The organism is Cytobacillus dafuensis, from assembly GCF_007995155.1.
In the GTDB taxonomy this organism is placed as follows: Bacteria; Bacillota; Bacilli; order Bacillales; family Cytobacillaceae; genus Cytobacillus; species Cytobacillus dafuensis.
In genome coordinates this window covers 631,838-651,672 of record NZ_CP042593.1, presented here as the reverse complement: position 1 = coordinate 651,672, position 19,835 = coordinate 631,838, and the positions used below count along the sequence as shown (strand labels likewise).

Genomic DNA, 19,835 nt, shown 5'->3' with positions numbered 1-19,835 from the left:
CTCTTATATTTCTTATAGACTACTAATCAAAAATACTTAGAGATTATTAAACCACTTTCAATTGCTTTGCAAAGATAAGTAAAGGAAATATTTCAACATTACTCATGATTTTATCCCTATGATTCTAACAACCCTATTCTATTAGCACTACATTCACTCATGTTTTTCATTAAAATCACAAAAAATTTGAGGCATTCCTTCAAAAAAATAGACCAAAAATCCTGTTTTTGCTTCATTCTACAATATTTATACTTTCACCACGCTAACTTTACATTGCTTTTCTATAATTAAATTGAACTTTCAAAAAAATGAATAAAACGGAGGTATTAATATGAAAAAAGTAAAATATGTTGCTCCATTATTGAGTTTAGCTGTTCTATTCCCAACAGCTGCGAATGTATTTGCCGAATCTAGTAAAAACATTCCAGTAGAAAAAGTAGAGTTTATAGGAATGGCAGCTCCTGACACGAATGAAGAACGTTCCAAAATGTACAGTGAAGCATCCGTTAAAGTTACATACAAAAATGGTACTCAACAAACTTTGCCTCTTGAATATAAGTCCTTGTTCACACCTGGTGAAGTGATTAACGGGAAAATTGCAGGTGCGACTTACGATGTAAATGGAAAGATGATTACAAAAGCTGATGGTACACCTTATATTTCTTCTGCTCCAGATAGTAACACTCTTTTAAAGGTAAATGGAAAATTATATATGGTGAATCATTATGAAAGTCTGCCTTCTAGTGAACTAGGAAACATGTCCGAAACGATGATGTTAAATACAGTAGAACAAAATAAAGAAACTGGAGAATTAACTGTTACAGATATTACCCCAATTGATTTTTCAGCTGATGGCGGAATTTGGACTCCTTGCGCAGGTTCCTTATCTCCATGGAATACACATTTAGGCAGCGAGGAATATGAGCCTGATGCAAAAGCACATGAAGCAAATCCTGAAAAATCTTCCGTTACCCAGTTTGCACGTAATTATTATCAAGATCCAACTGCCATTGGTAATCCTTATCTATACGGCTATGTTCCAGAAGTCTCAATTGATGAAAAAGGTAAAGCTACTGCAGTAAAACATTATAGTATGGGGCGTCTTTCCATTGAAAATGTAAAAGTAGCACCAGATAATCGTACTGTTTACTTTGGTGATGACGGCAGCTACACTATGGCATTTATGTATGTCGCTGATCAGGCTAAAAACTTATCAGCAGGTTCTTTATATGCGGCAAAATGGATTCAAACAGGTGAAGAAAATGGCGGGTCCGCGAAGTTAGAATGGATTAAATTAGGTCACGCTACTGATAAAGAAATTAAGGAATTAGCGCAAAGCACAAAATTCAGTGATATCTTTGAAACTACTACAAATGCAGAATACGCAAAAGCAAATGGATTCACAAGAACAAAAGCAGGCGGAAGAGATGAATGGTTAAAGGTTAAACCTGGAATGGAAAAAGCAGCAGCCTTCCTAGAATCACGCCGTTATGGGGCCCTTCAAGGAGCAACAGCTGAATTCAACAAAATGGAAACAGTAGAAATGAATAAGGCTGATAACAAATTATATATGACCATGTCTACAATTAGCGGTGGAATGACAGCAAATCCTACTGATCCTACAGATGATATTCATGTCCCTAAAATTAATGCTGGCGGCATCTATGAACTGAATTTAGCTGAAAATCAAAAAGACGGTGACGGAAATAAAATTGACAGTAAATATGTAGCAAATGAAATGGCTGGTCTGCTAATGGGAGAAGACCTCCCTGTGAAGGATGAGGATGGTAACAAAGCAAACGTTGATAAAATTGCTAACCCTGATAATATCGTATACTCTGAAAAAATGAGAACTTTATTTATTGCAGAGGATGGCGGCAATCATGTCAACAACTTTGGTTGGGCTTATAATGTTGATACAAAGAAACTGTCACGTATTCTTTCCGCTCCTGATGGCGGAGAAGTAACAGGTATCCAAGCAATTGATAACTTAAATGGTTTTACTTATCTAATGGCTGGTTCTCAAAGCCCAGGAAATGTAGGTTATATTTCTGGTCTGCCTTCTCTTGGCAATAACGGAAAAGATATTAAAGACAATCAATAACTTGCTAATAATAAAATAAAAAAGGAATCTACTCTAAGCAAAATAGATTAGATTCCTTTTTTATTTAAATTTAATGATAATTTACTACTGAAAAGACTACCCCCTATTTTTAGGAAGTAGTCTATATTTGAGAAATAAATCATTTACTTGTCCAGTTCTTAGGTTGGTCGAAAAAAGCACTTAACCATAATCTCAAAGATGAATAGTTAAATTACATCATGCCGAAAGCTCTAATTTTAATTTTCTACTTGATTTATAAAACTACCTTCTTTAAATCCAGCTTGATAACTTTGCAGGTCCTGCTGAAAATAATAGTTAATTTGTCCAACTAAACTCCCTTTGGGCCAATAAAAAGAATCAGCAGAAATCATTCTAGCAAATCTTTCCCAATCTCATACCAGTCCCACAATGAAACCTCTGCTCCTGTATAATAAAGCAGACTTTTTTCTCTTTTGAAGTCTTCTATTACATCGACCATTGTGGCTTCGATTCTTACTTGATCATCATAGAAAATTCCTTCTGAAAAACCCAGTGAGATTGGAACCCATTCTTTTACCCTCTTTCCAAAAAAGATCGACTTCTCGTAGTCTGAAAGAAAGAAATGGCAATAACTGAGATTTGTTAACACTCCTTCACTTTGTTCTTTGTCCCCACCATAATGAAATAAGTCCTCCAGCAGGTTCGAGAGTTCTCTATATTGTTGCATACTTTTCTCTCTCTCCCCTGCCAGGCGGTAATAATTGGCTTGAACCAATTTTAAACGGCTGTATTCTTTTTGGTTCTTCTTTTCAAAGACAGCTATTGGTTTTTCAATAAGCTTCGCTGCCTCTATAAAATACTCTGCGGCTTTTTCTTTTTCATCAAAAAAAGATAAACATCTTGCATATGCCTCGTAATCAGACCACGACTTCAAGCCAACTGAATCGAGAAACTCAACCTTTTGACTCAGCTTGTTGGCATCTATTTTTATTTCTTTGGACATATATGATCACCTCACAAATGCAGGAAAAGAAGGAGCTTCTCCTTCCTTCCTGCTTAAATCTTCGTTTAAATGCTGTGAATTAAAATAAAATCAATTGCGTCGGTATCCTTAAGAATGTTTTCGAGGTAGTCATCCATTTCTTTCCCCGCCTCGATGACAGACTTGGCATCCCGAATACCTCCATACACAACTGAACTCTTGTAGGATGCCCCATTATCAATCACATCTTTTAATAGATCATAGGCCTCTTTCTCTTCTGGGGATATGGTATTGTTTCGGATAGCATCTTCAAATTTATCCATGTACCTTTCGCTGTTGGTTGTCAACCATTCCCTCGATAAATATAGACGGTATTGCCCGCTGACTTTTGAGGCCAAGCGCACCCCTCGTTTTTTGCCATCATTCAACTTCCCGTTTTTAGAGTAGGAGCCTTTGGCTTCAATGATGAATAGCTCGCCGGATGGGGTTTTCATGATAATATCTGGACCCGTGCGCGCCTTCACCCTTGGATCTTTATCCCGCTGGGCATATAAAAGCTTATACCCCAGCAGTTCGTAGTACCAAATGGCCGCTTCGGTACCAAACGCTTCCGCTCTTTTTCTGGCGGTCAGATTGGTTCCCCAGTGATCGCGAATCTTCCGGTCAATGATTGCTTTTTGCGCCGCATTAAGTGTTTCGTCACCAAATTTGGCTCTTGTTAGCTTCGCTATTCGTTTAAGATCATTTCCATTCTTCCCTAGCTGGGCTATCATTTTATCAGAAGAGCCCATATCTCTTAATTGTTTAGATGCTCCGCCTGTTATGGCATCAAGGATAGCTGAGAATAATTTTGGTTGATCAGCAAAGTTTTTAAGAATCATCTCATAGGTCCCAGCGATGATGTTTTTAGGTACCCGTTTAACGAAATTCACGACTTTTTCAACGGTCTTTCCAATATCACCGACAGCCGGAATAAAGCCAAAGAGGGCGAACAATCCAGCACCGACATCTGCTTGAGTGAATTCAGCTGCAGCTTCAACGATATCCCCATACGCAAGGTACCCCGCAACCAATTGCCCAAGCAGGAAGGCAACAGAGTCATAGGTTTCCTCGTCCATCCAGCCCCAATCGACCAGTGTTGAAGCAAATTCGTTCACCGACGCCCCTAGCAGCAGTTCCTGAATATAATCGGTCCATTCCTTGTCGTAGATATCTGGGTCAGTTTTGTTATTAAACTCTTCAAGATCCGTAAATGAATCCCCGTCTGCATTTTCTTCAAATGGATTGAATCCCATATCCAGTTCATTTCCATCATCCAGGCCATCCATATCCGAATCATGGTAATACACCAGCGTTCCATAGGACAATTCCTCTTCATCAGTCAATCCATCTCCATCCGAATCGTCGACTTCCGGATCATTGGTAATGGTGTAGGATAAACCGGCTGCGCTTGTCTTTATACTGCTAGCTTCATTTTGCTGTGCCTCTTCCCACTGAGGTGTATAGATAAGCGTAAAGACGGAAAATTGAGTCGTTTCTCCGATGATATATCCCTTTTCAGCGTCCACTTTTTGTTTTTCAAGTGGGGTGAATGTGTGCTTTTCTTTATCATAAATATACATCTTCACACTTTCAAGGTCGCCATTCGGGATGTCGCTTTTTTCAATCGGGATCTTAACTGTTGCGTGTTCAAATTCCTGATTTAAAGAAATATCAACAAACTCTGAAACAGCTCCGGGAACATCTTGGAAAATCACTTGATCTGAAACATTGATCAATTTAACAGCTCGTGATAGATCCCCTATTCCGCTGATTTCAAGGACTACACCTGATTCTTTTTCGGTAAAGGTTTGGGTAAAGCTTTCAAGCCCATCATATAGCCGGTCATGGTCCGAATCATTTTTATGAGGATCGCTTCCAGCATGATATTCACCGGCATCGTCCAACCCGTCATGATCGGTATCCTTCAATAATGGGGAGGTACCGAATTCCACTAATTCAAAATGATCATCCAAACCGTCTGCATCACTATCCTTTAAGACCGGATTAGTGCCCGCTTTTTGTTCTTGGAAATTATTTAAACCGTCTTGATCGGTATCCTCTTCCCCATCAGGCGTCCCATCATTATTTGTATCTTTCTTAAGCGGAGAGGTATATTGCTGTAAAATTTCAAATCCATCCAGCAATCCGTCATGATCGGTATCCTTTTCCTGCAGGTTAGTTCCTAACTTCTTTTCTACTTCATCCAGCAAACCGTCCCCATCCGAGTCAAGAATTCGCTTTGCTTTTTCTTTTAGCTCTTGAGCGCTTGTCCATGCTTTTTTGTAAAAATGAATCGATTGTTGTCTGTTATTTTTAGTTTCAAAATCTACGCCTTTTTCATAGTCCTTATGGGCTTCCTCTAACAGTTTTTGAACTTTTTTATCAAACATTTCTGTATTGCTTTCAAGCAATGTCAGAAGCTTATCGGTAACAATTCTGTTTGCTGAAATAACTTTATCTATGACTGGGTCTATTTTATCTGATGGAGTCTGAGGGTGGTTTTCAAGGATGTTCAATGAGTTCAGGCTGTGGTCAAAAAACTCTGAGGACTTTATCGCATTGTTTGTTTCAAAATTGCCGTCAACAGCAGCTTGTAATTCAAAAAGCGCGTATTCTACTCGTTTATGATTTTTGGGAACTTCCTGAGGTTCCGGAAATGCTTCAATTTGTTCCATTGCCTCGTTTATTAACTGTTTCGCATTTTGATCCGGCAATTGTGATGTCTCTGCCTCTACTTTAGTAGAACTGCTCCTATCATTCCCTTTTCCTAGGACAATTTCTGGAGAAACAGTAGATAAAACCAACATAATCCCTAGCAACAAATGGATAAATACTTTAAATTTCACTGTAAAATTTACTCCTCTCTTTTGTTTTATTTTGAAAATTCTAAACTACAGGTATCATACTACTTTAATCTTCTTGCTATTAATATAGGAAATTTTGACTTTTTTGTTTATTATTCTCGTGATTTTTGACTTATATGGTAAAGAAATTCAACAGGGATTTCGCGTTTATTCAAGAAAAAAATTTATGGCCTATGATAAAAATAAATATTATTATTTTGCTGGTTTTTAACCCATTTTCCTCATATTGGTAAATTTATTAAGACAATAGAAAATCGGAAGGAAAGCTTGTTAAAGAAAACAACTTCTATTAACAAACGGTTAACACCACATACATTAAGACATACGCATACTTCTTTGTTAACAGAAGCTGGTGTTGAATTACTTGAAATTATGGATCGACTTGGTCATACAGAAGATGAAACGACAACGCAAGTTTATTTACACATTACAAAAGACAGAAAAAAAAGCTTCCCAAAAGTTTGCTCAACTAATGAGAAGCCTCTAATTTTTATTCGAAAAGGTTCAGGCACCTTTTCGGCACCTAAAATGATATTTTCGCCTTTAGACCCCTGATATATAAGGATTTTTAATGTTAAATTACATCATGCCGCCCGTAAGCTGAGAGTGTGTAATATCTTTAACGATATGTGCAAAAAGTGCGTTATATTAAGGTTTTGCAGAATCTGAGATGTAACAACTTTAACGGTAATTTACCATTTTCACTTGATTACTTTAGCAAATATGTTAGCATATCGTTTAATGGGATTAATTATTGAAAACTTATGGCTAAACCTAAACTTATATTTAAATACCATAAAAGCATGGACAACAGGTCCATGCTTTTAATTTAGTCTTTTCCTTCATTAAAAAATTTTTGTCCAGTATTTACCAATCCTTATTTCAAGTTGTTTACTAATCCCCGCAATAGTTCGATTCATATTTTTTGCTAATTTTTTTGCTTCATTTTCTAATCATCAAGTAGATTTCTTTCAAATACATTATATCTTTTACCTTTATTAGTGGCCATGAAATTTTGCACGTATGCTCCCCCCATTAAATCAGTTCAAGAGTCTTAATCAACTCTGTAACAGATGGCTCTAAAAACTTAATATTTTGCGGAATACTTTGGTTCTTATTAAAAATCTCCCACGCAAGTACGTTAGGATGAACAGAGGATGTAAGTAAAAAGATCTGTTTATGTGGATTAACTAAATACGGTATAGACTCAATATAAGCATTAAGGTACTTTACCAATAAGTCATGATAAGAAGGGGAAAGTAATATTGAATTGTCTGGAATATCAGTAGTACCTAATATTTTTTTTACATGAGAATTGTCAATGCTGTTATGAATTGAACCAATCATGAAGAAAAGGTTTGAAATTGGTACCCCCAATTTTTTAGCAAGTTCCACTCCATGCTTAATAGCATCGTAATAGGCTTCGCCTCTATTAAAACCTAGATCAGTTTGAAAGCGGAAAAGTGCTTTATTTTCATCTTCCTTCTTAAAAAGAATGTATCCATCATATGTTAATGCGGTTAAATTTGTTAAATGCCTATTAAAGAAATTTACCATACGTATTCCTAATTCATTTGAAACTCGAACGGCTGACTTTCTCTTTAAGTTCTTCTCGACTTTAATTCTTTCTTCTTCCACATATACCTGAGTAATATTTGAGAAAAATTCCAATTCAAGTGAACCAAACGAAGTATTCTGAACATTTTGCAGTAAATTTGGAGTTCTTTCTCCTAATATCTGCTTTAATGTAACATTAATTTCCTCAAGGGCAGTGGCAATACGGTTTAACGTGTTATCGTCATCTTTTATAACCAACATCATCATCTCCTTTTCTTAATTATCCTAAGTATATCACGTATACACCATATAGTCAATATACGAGATATCTTTATTTATCGTGCGTATTCACGTATATTCAAATTCCATCTATTCAGCAGTATGGGAGTTTATGCTGACAACGAAGGGTTCTTACTTGGGATTACTGAAGTTAGCAGAATTAAATTCAGAGCTGACACCTCACACTTTGCTCCATTCGCATACATCGTTACTTGCAAAAGCGAGAGTACGCCTTAGAGGATCAATTAGGTCACTGTGATGATGAAACTACTAAGAACGTTTATCTTCATGTTACGAAAGAAATGAAAAAAGAGGCTTCTCATAAATTTGCTCAATTAATGAGAAGCCTCTAATCGGAAGAGAAATGTTAGCATTTGTTTACAGGTTTATTAATAAGCCATAAATATTATTAACTGCACACATCACATGGCTTGGATGGTAATGGCAGACATATTGATGTAACGGTGTTTAGCTTTTTAAAAATATTTCTATTCCATGCAAAAAAACTATATACTGTTTTTTTCATATTGATATACCCCTAGGTATGTGCTTAGTTGGTCAAAAATTAGACGATTAGCATCACCAAAACCTATTACAATCCCACGAATAATACTTTGGAATATCAGCTTGTTACACCAAAGACTAGAAAATTACGACGAAAAATCATTGTCGATGAAGAGGTAATAGGCGCTTTGAGGGAACATAAAAATGTTCAAGATGAAGTCGTCAAGCGGTTAGGGGATACTTACCATAATGAGGACTTTATCTTTGCAAAAATGGAACGACAATACGGTAATCCCATTGTCATCAAGACTGTACAAAACAGAATGGTAAGGCTACTTAAAATTGCTGACCTAAAATCCTGAGTTAACACCGCATTCTTTACGCCATACACATACATCGCTTCTAGCCGAGGCAGGTGTATCACTCGAACAAATTATGGACAGGCTTGGTCATACCGATGATCAGATTACGAAAAACGTGTACCTTCACGTCACCCAAGAAATGAAAAAAGAAGCCTCTCAAAAGTTCGCTGAACTCATGAGAAGCCTCCGTTAATTTACCTCAATGTTAGCAAAATGTTAGCAAACCACTCTCATCTTACCAACAAACCCAGTCATATCAAGGGATTGAGAGGCAGATTACATCATGCCGCCCATTCCGCCCATAGCACCCATATCAGGCATTGCAGGCTTATCTTCTGGCTTGTCAGCGATAACAGCTTCAGTTGTTAGAAGCATAGCAGCAACAGAACCAGCGTTTTGAAGTGCAGAACGAGTTACTTTCGTAGGGTCAACGATACCAGCATCGATCATGTTTACCCACTCGCCAGTAGCTGCGTTGAAGCCTGTTCCGATTTCTTCGCGCTTTAAGCGATCAACGATAACAGAGCCTTCTAGGCCAGCATTTTGAGAGATTGTGCGTACAGGCTCTTCCATCGCACGTAATACGATGTTGATACCAGTTGCGATATCGCCTTCTGCTTCAAGAGCAGCAACTTTATTGTATACGTTAAGTAGAGCAACTCCACCACCAGATACAATTCCTTCTTCAACAGCTGCACGAGTAGCGTTTAATGCGTCCTCGATGCGAAGCTTGCGCTCTTTTAATTCTGTTTCAGTAGCAGCACCTACTTTAATAACTGCTACACCGCCAGCTAATTTAGCTAAGCGCTCTTGTAATTTTTCTTTATCAAATTCAGAAGTAGACTCTTCTAATTGAACACGGATTTGGTTCACACGAGAAGCGATTTGCGCGCTGTCTCCAGCACCTTCAACGATTGTTGTATTTTCTTTCGTAACAACAACTTTAGAAGCACGGCCTAAAGATTCGATTGTTGCAGATTTTAGGTCACGGCCTAATTCTTCTGTGATTACTTCACCGCCAGTTAGGATAGCGATATCTTCTAACATTGCTTTACGACGGTCACCAAAGCCAGGAGCTTTAACAGCAACTGCATTGAATGTTCCGCGAAGCTTATTCACTACTAAAGTAGCAAGTGCTTCACCTTCAACGTCTTCAGCAACAAGTAATAATGACTTGCCTTGCTGAACCACTTGCTCAAGAACTGGAAGAATTTCTTGAATGCTTGTGATCTTTTTATCTGTAATTAAAATGTATGGATTATCTAGAACTGCTTCCATCTTATCAGAATCAGTTACCATGTATGGAGAAGCATATCCACGGTCGAATTGCATACCTTCTACTACATCAAGCTCAGTAGTGAAGCCTTTAGACTCTTCGATTGTGATAACTCCGTCGTTACCAACGCGCTCCATAGCTTCAGCGATTAGTTCGCCAACTTCTTTATCATCAGAAGAAATAGAAGCAACCTGTGCGATTGACTCTTTGCCTTCGATTGGTTTAGAAATTGTTTTTAACTCTTCAACAGCAGTAGCAACCGCTTTTTCGATACCTTTACGGATACCCATTGGGTTTGCGCCAGCTGTTACGTTTTTAAGACCTTCACGGATCATAGCTTGAGCAAGAACTGTTGCAGTTGTTGTACCATCACCAGCAACATCATTTGTTTTGCTAGCAACTTCAGCAACAAGCTTTGCACCCATGTTTTCGAAAGCATCTTCTAATTCGATTTCTTTCGCAATTGTTACACCATCATTTGTAATTAATGGAGAACCAAATTTCTTCTCAAGAACCACGTTGCGTCCTTTTGGTCCAAGAGTTACTTTTACTGCATCTGCAAGAGCGTCAACACCGCGGAGCATTGCGCGGCGAGCATCTTCACTAAACTTAATCTCTTTTGCCATGAATAAAAACCTCCTCAAAATATTTAAAGTAATTTTTCTTAAAATGTATAAGCTGTGCGGGTATTAGCCGATAACAGCAAGAATGTCGTTTTCGCGTAAAATTAAATATTCTTTGCCTTCGTACTTCACTTCAGTACCAGCATATTTTGAGAAGATAATACGGTCGCCTTCAGCAACTTCAAGGGCTACACGCTCACCGTTCTCAAGAACGCGGCCAGTTCCTACAGCAACAACATTGCCTTCTTGAGGCTTTTCTTTAGCAGTGTCCGGCAAAACGATGCCGCTTGCAGTTTTTTCTTCAGTTTCAACAAGCTCGATAATAATTCGATCACCTAGTGGCTTTAACAAGTGAAACAACCTCCTCAATAAATATGTAATTTATTTTATTAGCACTCTCTAACCTTGAGTGCTAACACAATTAATATATTAAAGAATCTCCTATCTATTTGCAAGAGTGAAGCTCAATTTTTTCAAAAAAAAATTATATGTCCTCACCGATAGTTAAGTTTAGATTCAAAAATTCATTTTGAGTGTACTATTTGAAACATGTACCTTTTTATGAGTAAAATGTAGTTTAGTGTACACTATTAATAAGGAGATAAATTGGTGAAAAAAGAATACTGGATCATTCTCATTGTTTATATAACCATGCAATTATCAGGCGTCATTGGAGTTCCGCTCGTTGCTTATATCGGAACCCTTTTAGGAAAAAGTATGCAGGAAATGGAGATTATCTCGGTAACTTCATGGATTGTGATCAGCTTTACCATTACATTAATCATCACTTTAGTATTGCTGCGAAAAGAAATGAAAGATCACACTTTAATGAGGAATTCAGCTTCTGCTGCTTCTTCTATTACGTGGGCCATTGGCGGTGTTTTCCTTGCTTTTTTCGCACAAACGATTGCAGCCAATATTGAGAGCTTAATTGGAATTGAAATGGGCTCTGAAAACACACAGCAAATTATGCAGCTTATTCAAGCTTCACCTATCATCATCATTGTCAGCTCTGTGATCGGTCCCATCTTAGAGGAAATTGTTTTTCGAAAAATCCTTTTCGGTTCGCTCCACAAGAGAATGAACTTTTTTCTGGCAGCTTTAATTAGCTCTGTTATTTTCGCGCTTGCCCATGCCGAAATCGAACATATCCTTTTATATTCTGCAATGGGTTTTACATTTGCCTTTCTCTATGTCAAAACAAAGCGCATCATCGTACCGATTTTTGCCCATGTGGCAATGAATACATTCGTCGTCATCCTGCAGCTAAACAAAGACAATATTGAAAACTGGCTTAAGGATATGGAAAAAATTCAAAGCTTTATTGGAGGATTTTTATGAAAAGGACACCATTGTTTTCAGGCATTATCTATATCATTCTTGGAATCCTCTTTACCCTAATGGCAATCCAGAATACTCAAAATGAACAAACCTGGGGAATGTTTACCTATCTATTCATTATTATAGCAACCATGGACTTAGGTACAGGCTTACGATTGGTTGCGTTTCACTTTAAAATAAAAAATAGTCAACCAAAAAAATGAGCCTTCGTGGAGGCTCATTTCTTTTGGTTAGGATATGGATTATGATTGCTACAGCCTTAGATTCTAGAAAGCATTAATCATTTTCTGCTGGATAATGCTTTAAAAAGTAGATAAGTGATTGAAGCTCGACTGCTAAATCGATATGGTGAATTCTAATTGTAGGTGGAACCGAAAGCCGGGCTGGTGTAAAATTCAAAATGCCCTTCACATGGCTTTGAGCAATTCTGTCCGCAATTGATTGGGCTGCTGGAGCAGGAACAGTTAATATGACTACTTGAATCTGTTGATCTTGGATGACTTTTTCAAGATCATTCATATGAAAAATAGGGACATCACTAATATGGGTTCCAACCTTCCCCTCGTCCACATCAAAAGCAACTTCAATTTTCGTATTATTGTTTTTAAGAAAATTATAATTCAAGAACGCAGTCCCTAAATTACCAACCCCTATAAGGGCTACCTTTATCAGTTCATCCTGATCCAAAGTTTTCCGAAAAAAAGAGAGCAAGTAATTGACGTTATACCCATACCCCTTTTTCCCTAAAGCTCCGAAATAAGAGAAGTCCCTTCTTATCGTTGCAGAATCAACCTTTACAGCATCACTTAATTCTGCCGATGATACCCTCTGCTTTCCAGAAGCATGCAAATTTTTAAGAAAACGATAATATAAAGGGAGACGTTTTGCAGTTGCTTGTGGAATTTTCATTGATTCACTTGCCATATATGTATCTCCTCTCCAAATTCTAACTATTCAATCTCTCGCTTAAAATCTCCATTCTTACCACCAGTTTTTTCAACTAAATACGTTTTACCGATAACCATCCCTTTATCAACCGCTTTACACATATCATATACGGTAAGCGCACATACAGATGCAGCTGTTAGCGCTTCCATCTCTACACCTGTGTTACCCTTTGTTTTGACAGTAGCAGTAATAAAAAGTATGTACTCATCTTGTACAATCTTCCATGAGAATGAAATATCCACTCCAGTTAGTGGAATCGGATGGCACATAGGGATGATTTCCCACGTTTTCTTGCAAGCCATTACACCCGCAACCTGGGCAACCGCAAGTACATCGCCTTTTTTCATTTTATTCGAAGCAATATTTTCATATATTTCTTTATTAACTGTAATACTTGAGTGAGCAATCGCCGTACGAACCGTTTCCGGCTTATCACTAACATCGACCATTTTTGCTCTGCCTTCTTGATTAAAATGTGTAAACTCAGTCATAATAACACCTCACAATCAAATCATACACTATTTTTATCCAAATGTGTAAACATTGTAAGGCTTTTCACAAATAAGATTTGATTAGGAAATCCTTACTAACACGACTATTATAGAGAAATTATATGTTTAAATAAAGTGAAACTTCCATCAGTGGGGGTTTTTCGACGCACAGGACGTGCTAGTGCCGACGTTACCACAGGACGTGGCGTTCTTAGTCGGCCTTCATCCCCCACTGATGGTTAGTTGAACCAATCGGGCATTTACGGGCAGTTGATCCCCCACTTACTCTTCTTTGCATACGCGAATCCTTGAAATGGGGGTCTTACTGCCCGTTAATCTGCGATAACCACACAGTAAATAAAAAATTTTAAGAGAGTGCTTCTCACACAAACACTCCTTTATTGCCCATCATATATGAATGGGTTACACTATCTCTATAACATAGAGGTGAAAAAAAATGATTTTATTACAAGTCAATCAATTAATAAAAAACTTCGGTGCCGAAGTTATTTTATCGAATATAAAGCTTGAAGTACAAACTCGCGACAGAATTGCCCTTGTTGGACGCAATGGAGCCGGTAAATCCACACTTTTAAAAATTATTGCTGGTCAAATGTCCCATGATTCTGGAGATATTATCAAGCCAAAGGAAGTAGAAATTGGCTATCTAGCACAAAATACAGGCCTTGAATCCGAGCGTTCGATTTGGGACGAAATGCTAACTGTATTCGATCATTTGCAAAAGCTCGAGAAGAATTTACGCAGGCTTGAAGAGAGAATGTCTGAGCCTGAAGCAATGGCAAATCAGGAAGATTATGATCGAATTTTAAAAGAGTATGACGAACGGCAGGTTCAATTTAAAGAATTAGGAGGCTATCAATACGAATCAGACATCCGCTCTGTCCTTCACGGATTGAATTTCCAATCCTTTAGTTATGATACAAAAATATCTACATTAAGCGGCGGACAGAAAACAAGGCTTGCTTTAGGAAAACTGTTATTAAAGAAACCCGATATATTAATATTGGACGAGCCTACGAACCATTTAGATATTGATACATTATCCTGGCTAGAGCAATATTTACAAGGATACGATGGAGCCATTCTAATCGTCTCCCATGATCGATACTTTTTAGATAAAGTCGTTACACAGGTGTATGAATTATCAAGAAATCAAATTCGAAAATATTTAGGGAACTACAGCTCCTATCTTGACCAAATGGCCGCAAACTATGAACGCGAAATGAAGCTCTATGAGAAACAGCAGGAAGAAGTAGCTAAGCTGCAGGATTTTATTCAGCGTAATCTAGCGAGAGCCTCCACGACAAAAAGAGCGCAAAGCAGAAGAAAACAGCTAGAAAGAATGGACCTAATGGATCGTCCACTTGGTGATGAAAAATCAGCTTCATTTGGATTCCAAATTGATAAACAATCAGGGAATGAAGTATTGAAGGCTCATTCTGTTGCTGTCGGTTATAGTGGAGAGATGATTTCAAAGGATATTTCTTTCCGTATCACTCGGGGTGAAAGCTTTGCCCTTGTTGGTCCAAACGGAATTGGCAAATCCACACTTTTAAAAACTATTATCAACAAGCTGCCCCTTCTTGAAGGTGATCTGAACTTCGGTTCAAATGTAGCTATTGGCTATTACGATCAAGAACAGGCTGAGCTTACATCGAATAAGCGTGTGCTTAACGAGCTTTGGGACGATTATCCACTAAAACCAGAAAAAGAAATTCGGACCGTGTTAGGTAACTTTCTTTTCTCTGGAGATGACGTCTTAAAAACAGTCTCAACATTAAGCGGAGGTGAGAAGGCGCGTCTAGCCTTAGCTAAGTTAATGATGCAAAAGGCTAATTTCTTAATCCTGGACGAGCCTACAAACCATCTTGATTTAGATAGTAAAGAAATTCTAGAGAATGCATTAATTGATTACCCTGGTACCATTCTATTTGTATCCCACGACCGTTACTTTATTAATCGAATTACAACCAAAGTTCTTGAGCTTAGTGAAAAGGGAGCGACTGAATATCTAGGTGATTACGATTATTATGTTGAAAAAAAGCAAGAACAAGAAGAGTTAAAAACACTGGCTTCATCTAAAATTCCTTCTTCTCCACAGCAAGTAAATCAAGAAAAAAGCTCTTATCAAATGGATAAGGAAGCTAAAAAAATTGAAAGACAGAGACAAAGAAGACTAGAAGAAGTCGAGAAACAAATTGAAGCGTTAGAAATGAAAATTGCTGAATTTGAGCAACTCCTCTGCGAACCCGATGTGTATCAAGACCATGAAAGAGTCATGGAGATTACAAAAGAGAATAACGAAACGAAGGCTAAATTAGAAGCATTAGTTGAAGAGTGGACAGTACTTGCTGATTAATGAAAGATTTTTAGAAAATCGACCAGGAGATTCTCCCTCTTGGTCTTTTTCTTATCCACAAAAATATTCACATATAATGGACTGAAATAGAGGGATTCCACAGACTTCTCCACATTATCCACAATTTATTGTGTTTTTATCCACATTATACACAATTAAATACGTGTATTCCTATTTTTATCCACATGAAAATAGTCCCCATTTAATGAGGACTATTACCTATCAATGTTTTAGTTGTGGATAGAAATATCGAGGCCTGGATTGGCATTCAGTGCCATCGTTGACCGAATCCCTTTTTCGAATAAGATACTCCCTGCTGCAGCAATCATAGCTGCATTGTCCGTACATAAGGATAGAGGCGGAATAATGAGCTGAATATCTGTTGAATTTTCAAAAACTTCCTGCAAAGCGGCACGTAAACCTTTATTTGCAGCCACACCGCCAGCTAACAATACTTGTTTTACTTTATATTCCTGAACTGCATTAACCGTTTTTGTTACGAGCACATCAATGACGCTTTGTTGAAAGCTTGCTGCCAAATCTTCTGGGGATATCTTTTCCCCACGCTGTTCCGCATTGTGGACTGTGTTGATAACTGCTGATTTTAATCCACTAAAACTAAAATCATAGGATCCTTCCTCTAGCCATGCTCTTGGTAGAGGGATGATAGGCTCTCCTTCTTGAGCAAGACGATCAATATGAGGTCCTCCAGGATAAGGCAGGCTTAAAGTTCTTGCAACTTTATCATACGCCTCGCCTGCAGCATCATCTCTAGTTTCACCAATTACTTCAAAATGTCCATGCTCCTTCATAAAGACAAGCTCTGTATGTCCTCCTGAAACAACAAGTGAAAGCAATGGAAATTCCATCTCAGCAACGAGACGATTCGCATAAATATGGCCTGCAATATGATGTACCCCGATTAATGGAATTCCATGTGCAAAAGCGACCGCTTTGGCTGCGTTAACACCGATAAGAAGTGCTCCCACTAATCCAGGACCTTCTGTTACTGTGATCGCATCTAAATCAGCAAAGCTAATATTAGCCTGATTTAATGCTTCTTCAAGCACAATCGTTATTTGTTCCACATGATGACGTGAAGCAATTTCGGGAACAACGCCTCCAAATCGTTTGTGACTTTCTATTTGTGAAGCTACTACATTTGAAGCAATTTCCCGTCCGTTTTTAACAATTGCTACTGATGTTTCATCACAGCTTGTTTCTATTCCCATTATCCATTGATCTTTTCCCATTATAAATTCACCCACATTACTAAAGCATCCTCTTGATTATCTGTATAATAATTCTTTCTGATTGCACCATCTTGAAATCCTAGCTTGCGATAAAGAGATTGCGCGACATGATTGGTAACACGGACCTCAAGAGTCATCGTCTTAGCTCCGTTATTGGCGGCTACCTCCATTACATTTCTCATTAAGGCTTCACCCAGTTTCATCCCGCGGTATTGAGGCAGAATCGCAACATTTGTAATATGAGCCTCATCAAGGACAATCCATACACCACAATAGCCAATGATTTTCCCGTCATCTTCTAAGCCTACATAAACAGCAAATTTATTTTGTGTAAATTCATTATAAAATGCCTCTTTCGTCCACGGCATAGAAAAAGATGCAAGCTCAATTTCATGGATCTCATCAACATCATTTTCATTCAATAATCGAAAAGTTAAAGATTTATTCATATTGTTACTTCCTTATCCTTAAATCTTTTTTTCTTTATTTGCTTTGATCCAATTTGATTCTGCCTCAGCTAAACGAATATAATTTGGAACAAAAGAATGAATATCCTCTCCATCTCTATCCCGTCCTAATAATGCTAGTTCTGATGGGCGAGGATTTTGCTCAGTGATTTCAGCAAATACTGCTTGGTCTCCAAGAATCTCTTCAATAATAGGTTGATGAATTGGTAAATCATTGCCGATGAAAAGTATTTTTTCATCACGTTCTTTTAGAATAGCTGCCCAATCCATTGATAATAAAAGTTGGTCCTTCTGAATTGAATATAATTGTCCTTGCTGGAACTGATATAGGCCAGTATAAATTTGTCCTCTGCGCGCATCAAATAGTGGAGAAATGCATCCATCAAAATATCTGCCAGCTGATGCTGCAGACCCCTCAAGACTTGATACACCAACTAAAGGAATGTTTAATGTCCAAGCTAATGTTTTTGCTATTGTAACCCCAATTCTCACACCCGTATAAGAACCTGGCCCTTTTGCCACAACAATTTTTTCAAGATCAGCAGGCTTCATATCACAATCATTCATTAAAGATTCTATAGCTGGCATGACCCTTACGGAATGATTCTTTTTTAAATTTGTAATATATTCCCCTTTTACTTGATCTCCATCTAATAGTGCAACACCTAATGTGTAATTGGATGTATCGATTGAAAGAACCTTCATAATAATATCTCCTTACATAGCTCCTCATATCTTTGTCCTTTTGGTTCTAGAACAAGCCTTCTTGAACCATTTTCACCAAGATATAAATAAATCGTTAATAGCTCCTCAGGAAGCTGCTCAGCAATTAAATGCGCCCACTCCACAACGGTTACGCCATTACCATCAAAATATTCATCAAACCCAAGATCCTCAAATGAATCCTCTACTCGATACACATCCATATGATATAGAGGCAATCTGCCTTGATATTCTTTTATAATTGTAAAGGTGGGACTGTTTACATTTTTTTTAATTTCTAATCCAAGGGCCAAACCTTTCGTAAAAGTTGTCTTCCCCGCACCAAGGTCGCCTTCAAGAGCAATAACATCCCCAGCCTTTAGTAGCTTCGCAAGACTTTTAGAAAATTCAATGGTTTCTTCAGGTTTACTCGAAATAAATTCAAATGGTTTCATTTTAACTGTATCACCTTTATTTTGTCTTAAAATGATATATACACTAGCTGATAATGTTACATTCTTCTACCCGCAGACTTTCCTTATAGCAATAACAATGAAGTTAATTTATCTTTTAATCATATTATCAGCATGAAATTATCTTTGTTTCTCACACCGCTATTCATTTACTTTCAATTCCATCTGAATGAATTAGAAAGACTTGGTATTCGCCAATTCCTTCCGGCGGATGCCCTAGTCTTTCTTATGTAACATTTTTAGCAGAGACATAAACAAAATTTCAATTTTACTTTAGCATGTTAATAAAGTGAAACTTCCATCAGTAGGGGTTTTCTTTCATCCCCCACTGATGGTTAGTTGCGGCCCACAGGAAGTGGGTCACGCAGACGTTGCCACACGATGTGGCGCTTTTAGTCTGTGTTCATTTTATGGGCCTTTACGGGCAGTCGATCCCCCACTTAGGTTTCTTTGATTCTCTCGCAACCTTGTAGTGGGGGTCTTACTGCCCGTTAATCTGTGATAAACTTAAACTTTCCTTATAGCCAAAAAAACCTTAGGATAAATCCTAAGGAATATCTTCTTTGTATAGTTTACATGATTTTATGATACCAAGCAAAAAATGCTGAACATTAATATGGAAACCTTCCAACTTTAGGTCGGACTTCTTATTAAAGTGCAAACATTAAACATAAAAAAAACGAAACTTAGTTTCGTTGTATTTCTGTAATATGTATATGGCGGTCCGGACGGGACTCGAACCCGCGACCTCCTGCGTGACAGGCAGGCATTCTAACCAACTGAACTACCGGACCATATTGCGGGGACAGGATTTGAACCTGCGACCTTCGGGTTATGAGCCCGACGAGCTACCGGACTGCTCCACCCCGCGACAATAGTATTTATTGCATTTTTCCCATGCTACTAAATAGTAGTAGGACTGTCCCGATCTCAGAAAGCTGATTCAAGCAGCAGCTCGATCGGTACAACTCGCAGATTATTCAGTGAAGTAACGCTTCGTTGCTCCACCCCGCGACAATAATATTATTACAAGCCTAGCGACGTCCTACTCTCACAAGGGGACAGCCCCTAACTACCATTGGCGCTGAGAAGCTTAACTTCCGTGTTCGGGATGGGAACGGGTGTGACCTTCTCGCTATCGCCACTAGACTGTATAAAATTGAGGTTTTGTTCCCTCAAAACTAGATAATGTTGAAGAAGAAATCGAG

At 38.0% G+C, this 19,835-nt stretch carries 16 protein-coding genes, 2 tRNA genes, 1 rRNA gene and 3 pseudogenes; 8 read left to right on the top strand and 14 right to left on the bottom strand.

All coding sequences use genetic code 11. From position 1 onward, the window contains the following. Window positions 1–331: 331 nt before the first annotated feature. The gene (locus tag FSZ17_RS03405) at window positions 332–2,104 is read left to right on the top strand and encodes a PhoX family protein (protein WP_057776269.1); all 1,773 of its coding nucleotides are present in this window, start codon (window positions 332–334) and stop codon (window positions 2,102–2,104) included. A 367-nt stretch (window positions 2,105–2,471) separates the two neighbouring features. Here the strand turns inward: FSZ17_RS03405 and FSZ17_RS03400 are convergent, their stop codons facing one another. Together FSZ17_RS03400 and FSZ17_RS03395 are read right to left on the bottom strand one after the other, a co-directional pair. After that, window positions 2,472–3,086 (bottom strand): hypothetical protein, encoded by a 615-nt coding sequence (locus FSZ17_RS03400; protein ID WP_057776268.1) that lies wholly within the window; start codon window positions 3,084–3,086, stop codon window positions 2,472–2,474. A 65-nt stretch (window positions 3,087–3,151) separates the two neighbouring features. Beyond that, a complete protein-coding gene (locus FSZ17_RS03395) occupies window positions 3,152–5,953 on the bottom strand; it encodes a hypothetical protein (protein WP_057776267.1) in 2,802 nt (933 codons plus the stop codon). A 252-nt stretch (window positions 5,954–6,205) separates the two neighbouring features. Here FSZ17_RS03395 and FSZ17_RS03390 point away from each other — a divergent pair. Continuing rightward, window positions 6,206–6,458, top strand: a pseudogene (locus FSZ17_RS03390) (tyrosine-type recombinase/integrase); the annotation flags it as partial. Window positions 6,459–7,006: 548 nt separating this feature from the next. Here FSZ17_RS03390 and FSZ17_RS03385 read toward each other — a convergent pair. Continuing rightward, complete coding sequence (locus FSZ17_RS03385; protein ID WP_057776265.1) at window positions 7,007–7,789, bottom strand: hypothetical protein; 783 nt, start codon at window positions 7,787–7,789, stop codon at window positions 7,007–7,009. 157 nt (window positions 7,790–7,946) lie between these two features. Between FSZ17_RS03385 and FSZ17_RS24170 the strand changes: the two are divergent. From FSZ17_RS24170 to FSZ17_RS03375, 3 genes and pseudogenes are all read left to right on the top strand, one after another. Then, window positions 7,947–8,160, top strand: a pseudogene (locus FSZ17_RS24170) (tyrosine-type recombinase/integrase); the annotation flags it as partial. A gap of 339 nt (window positions 8,161–8,499) precedes the next feature. Then, window positions 8,500–8,673, top strand: coding sequence for a hypothetical protein (locus tag FSZ17_RS23260; protein WP_156416280.1), 174 nt, complete (start codon window positions 8,500–8,502; stop codon window positions 8,671–8,673). A 58-nt stretch (window positions 8,674–8,731) separates the two neighbouring features. After that, window positions 8,732–8,866: pseudogene (locus FSZ17_RS03375) on the top strand (site-specific integrase); the annotation flags it as partial. 83 nt (window positions 8,867–8,949) lie between these two features. Here the strand turns inward: FSZ17_RS03375 and groL are convergent. Further along, the gene (gene groL / locus FSZ17_RS03370) at window positions 8,950–10,575 is read right to left on the bottom strand and encodes a chaperonin GroEL (RefSeq protein ID WP_057776264.1); all 1,626 of its coding nucleotides are present in this window, start codon (window positions 10,573–10,575) and stop codon (window positions 8,950–8,952) included. 63 nt (window positions 10,576–10,638) lie between these two features. Next, window positions 10,639–10,923 (bottom strand): co-chaperone GroES, encoded by a 285-nt coding sequence (groES, locus tag FSZ17_RS03365; protein ID WP_057776263.1) that lies wholly within the window; start codon window positions 10,921–10,923, stop codon window positions 10,639–10,641. Between the two features lie 258 nt (window positions 10,924–11,181). Here groES and FSZ17_RS03360 point away from each other — a divergent pair, with 258 nt between their 5' ends. After that, a complete protein-coding gene (locus FSZ17_RS03360; RefSeq protein ID WP_057776262.1) occupies window positions 11,182–11,913 on the top strand; it encodes a CPBP family intramembrane glutamic endopeptidase in 732 nt (243 codons plus the stop codon). Continuing rightward, complete coding sequence (locus FSZ17_RS03355; RefSeq protein WP_057776261.1) at window positions 11,910–12,116, top strand: YdiK family protein; 207 nt, start codon at window positions 11,910–11,912, stop codon at window positions 12,114–12,116. The genes FSZ17_RS03360 and FSZ17_RS03355 overlap by 4 nt, the downstream gene beginning before the upstream one ends. A gap of 73 nt (window positions 12,117–12,189) precedes the next feature. Here FSZ17_RS03355 and FSZ17_RS03350 read toward each other — a convergent pair whose 3' ends face one another. Both FSZ17_RS03350 and moaC read right to left on the bottom strand, forming a co-directional pair. Further along, entirely contained in the window at window positions 12,190–12,837 is a 648-nt protein-coding gene (locus tag FSZ17_RS03350; RefSeq protein WP_057776260.1) for a redox-sensing transcriptional repressor Rex, read from the bottom strand. Between the two features lie 26 nt (window positions 12,838–12,863). Beyond that, a complete protein-coding gene (moaC, locus tag FSZ17_RS03345; RefSeq protein WP_057776259.1) occupies window positions 12,864–13,352 on the bottom strand; it encodes a cyclic pyranopterin monophosphate synthase MoaC in 489 nt (162 codons plus the stop codon). Window positions 13,353–13,809: 457 nt separating this feature from the next. Here moaC and FSZ17_RS03340 point away from each other — a divergent pair, with 457 nt between their 5' ends. Then, window positions 13,810–15,732, top strand: coding sequence for an ABC-F family ATP-binding cassette domain-containing protein (locus FSZ17_RS03340; protein ID WP_057776258.1), 1,923 nt, complete (start codon window positions 13,810–13,812; stop codon window positions 15,730–15,732). 230 nt (window positions 15,733–15,962) lie between these two features. Here FSZ17_RS03340 and tsaD read toward each other — a convergent pair whose 3' ends face one another. The 7 genes from tsaD to rrf all read right to left on the bottom strand — a co-directional run bounded on the left by tsaD (window position 15,963) and on the right by rrf (window position 19,776). Further along, complete coding sequence (gene tsaD, locus FSZ17_RS03335) at window positions 15,963–16,985, bottom strand: tRNA (adenosine(37)-N6)-threonylcarbamoyltransferase complex transferase subunit TsaD (protein ID WP_057776257.1); 1,023 nt, start codon at window positions 16,983–16,985, stop codon at window positions 15,963–15,965. Continuing rightward, a complete protein-coding gene (gene rimI, locus FSZ17_RS03330; protein WP_057776256.1) occupies window positions 16,985–17,434 on the bottom strand; it encodes a ribosomal protein S18-alanine N-acetyltransferase in 450 nt (149 codons plus the stop codon). The genes tsaD and rimI overlap by 1 nt, the downstream gene beginning before the upstream one ends. Before the next feature lie 18 nt (window positions 17,435–17,452). Then, the gene (gene tsaB, locus FSZ17_RS03325) at window positions 17,453–18,157 is read right to left on the bottom strand and encodes a tRNA (adenosine(37)-N6)-threonylcarbamoyltransferase complex dimerization subunit type 1 TsaB (protein ID WP_057776255.1); all 705 of its coding nucleotides are present in this window, start codon (window positions 18,155–18,157) and stop codon (window positions 17,453–17,455) included. Beyond that, a complete protein-coding gene (gene tsaE / locus FSZ17_RS03320) occupies window positions 18,154–18,609 on the bottom strand; it encodes a tRNA (adenosine(37)-N6)-threonylcarbamoyltransferase complex ATPase subunit type 1 TsaE (protein WP_057776254.1) in 456 nt (151 codons plus the stop codon). Before tsaE ends, tsaB begins: the two co-directional genes overlap by 4 nt. A gap of 735 nt (window positions 18,610–19,344) precedes the next feature. After that, window positions 19,345–19,421 (bottom strand) — tRNA-Asp (locus FSZ17_RS03315). 3 nt (window positions 19,422–19,424) lie between these two features. Then, a tRNA-Met gene (locus FSZ17_RS03310) sits at window positions 19,425–19,498 on the bottom strand. 161 nt (window positions 19,499–19,659) lie between these two features. Beyond that, window positions 19,660–19,776: ribosomal RNA gene (gene rrf, locus FSZ17_RS03305) — 5S ribosomal RNA — on the bottom strand. Window positions 19,777–19,835: the final 59 nt, after the last annotated feature.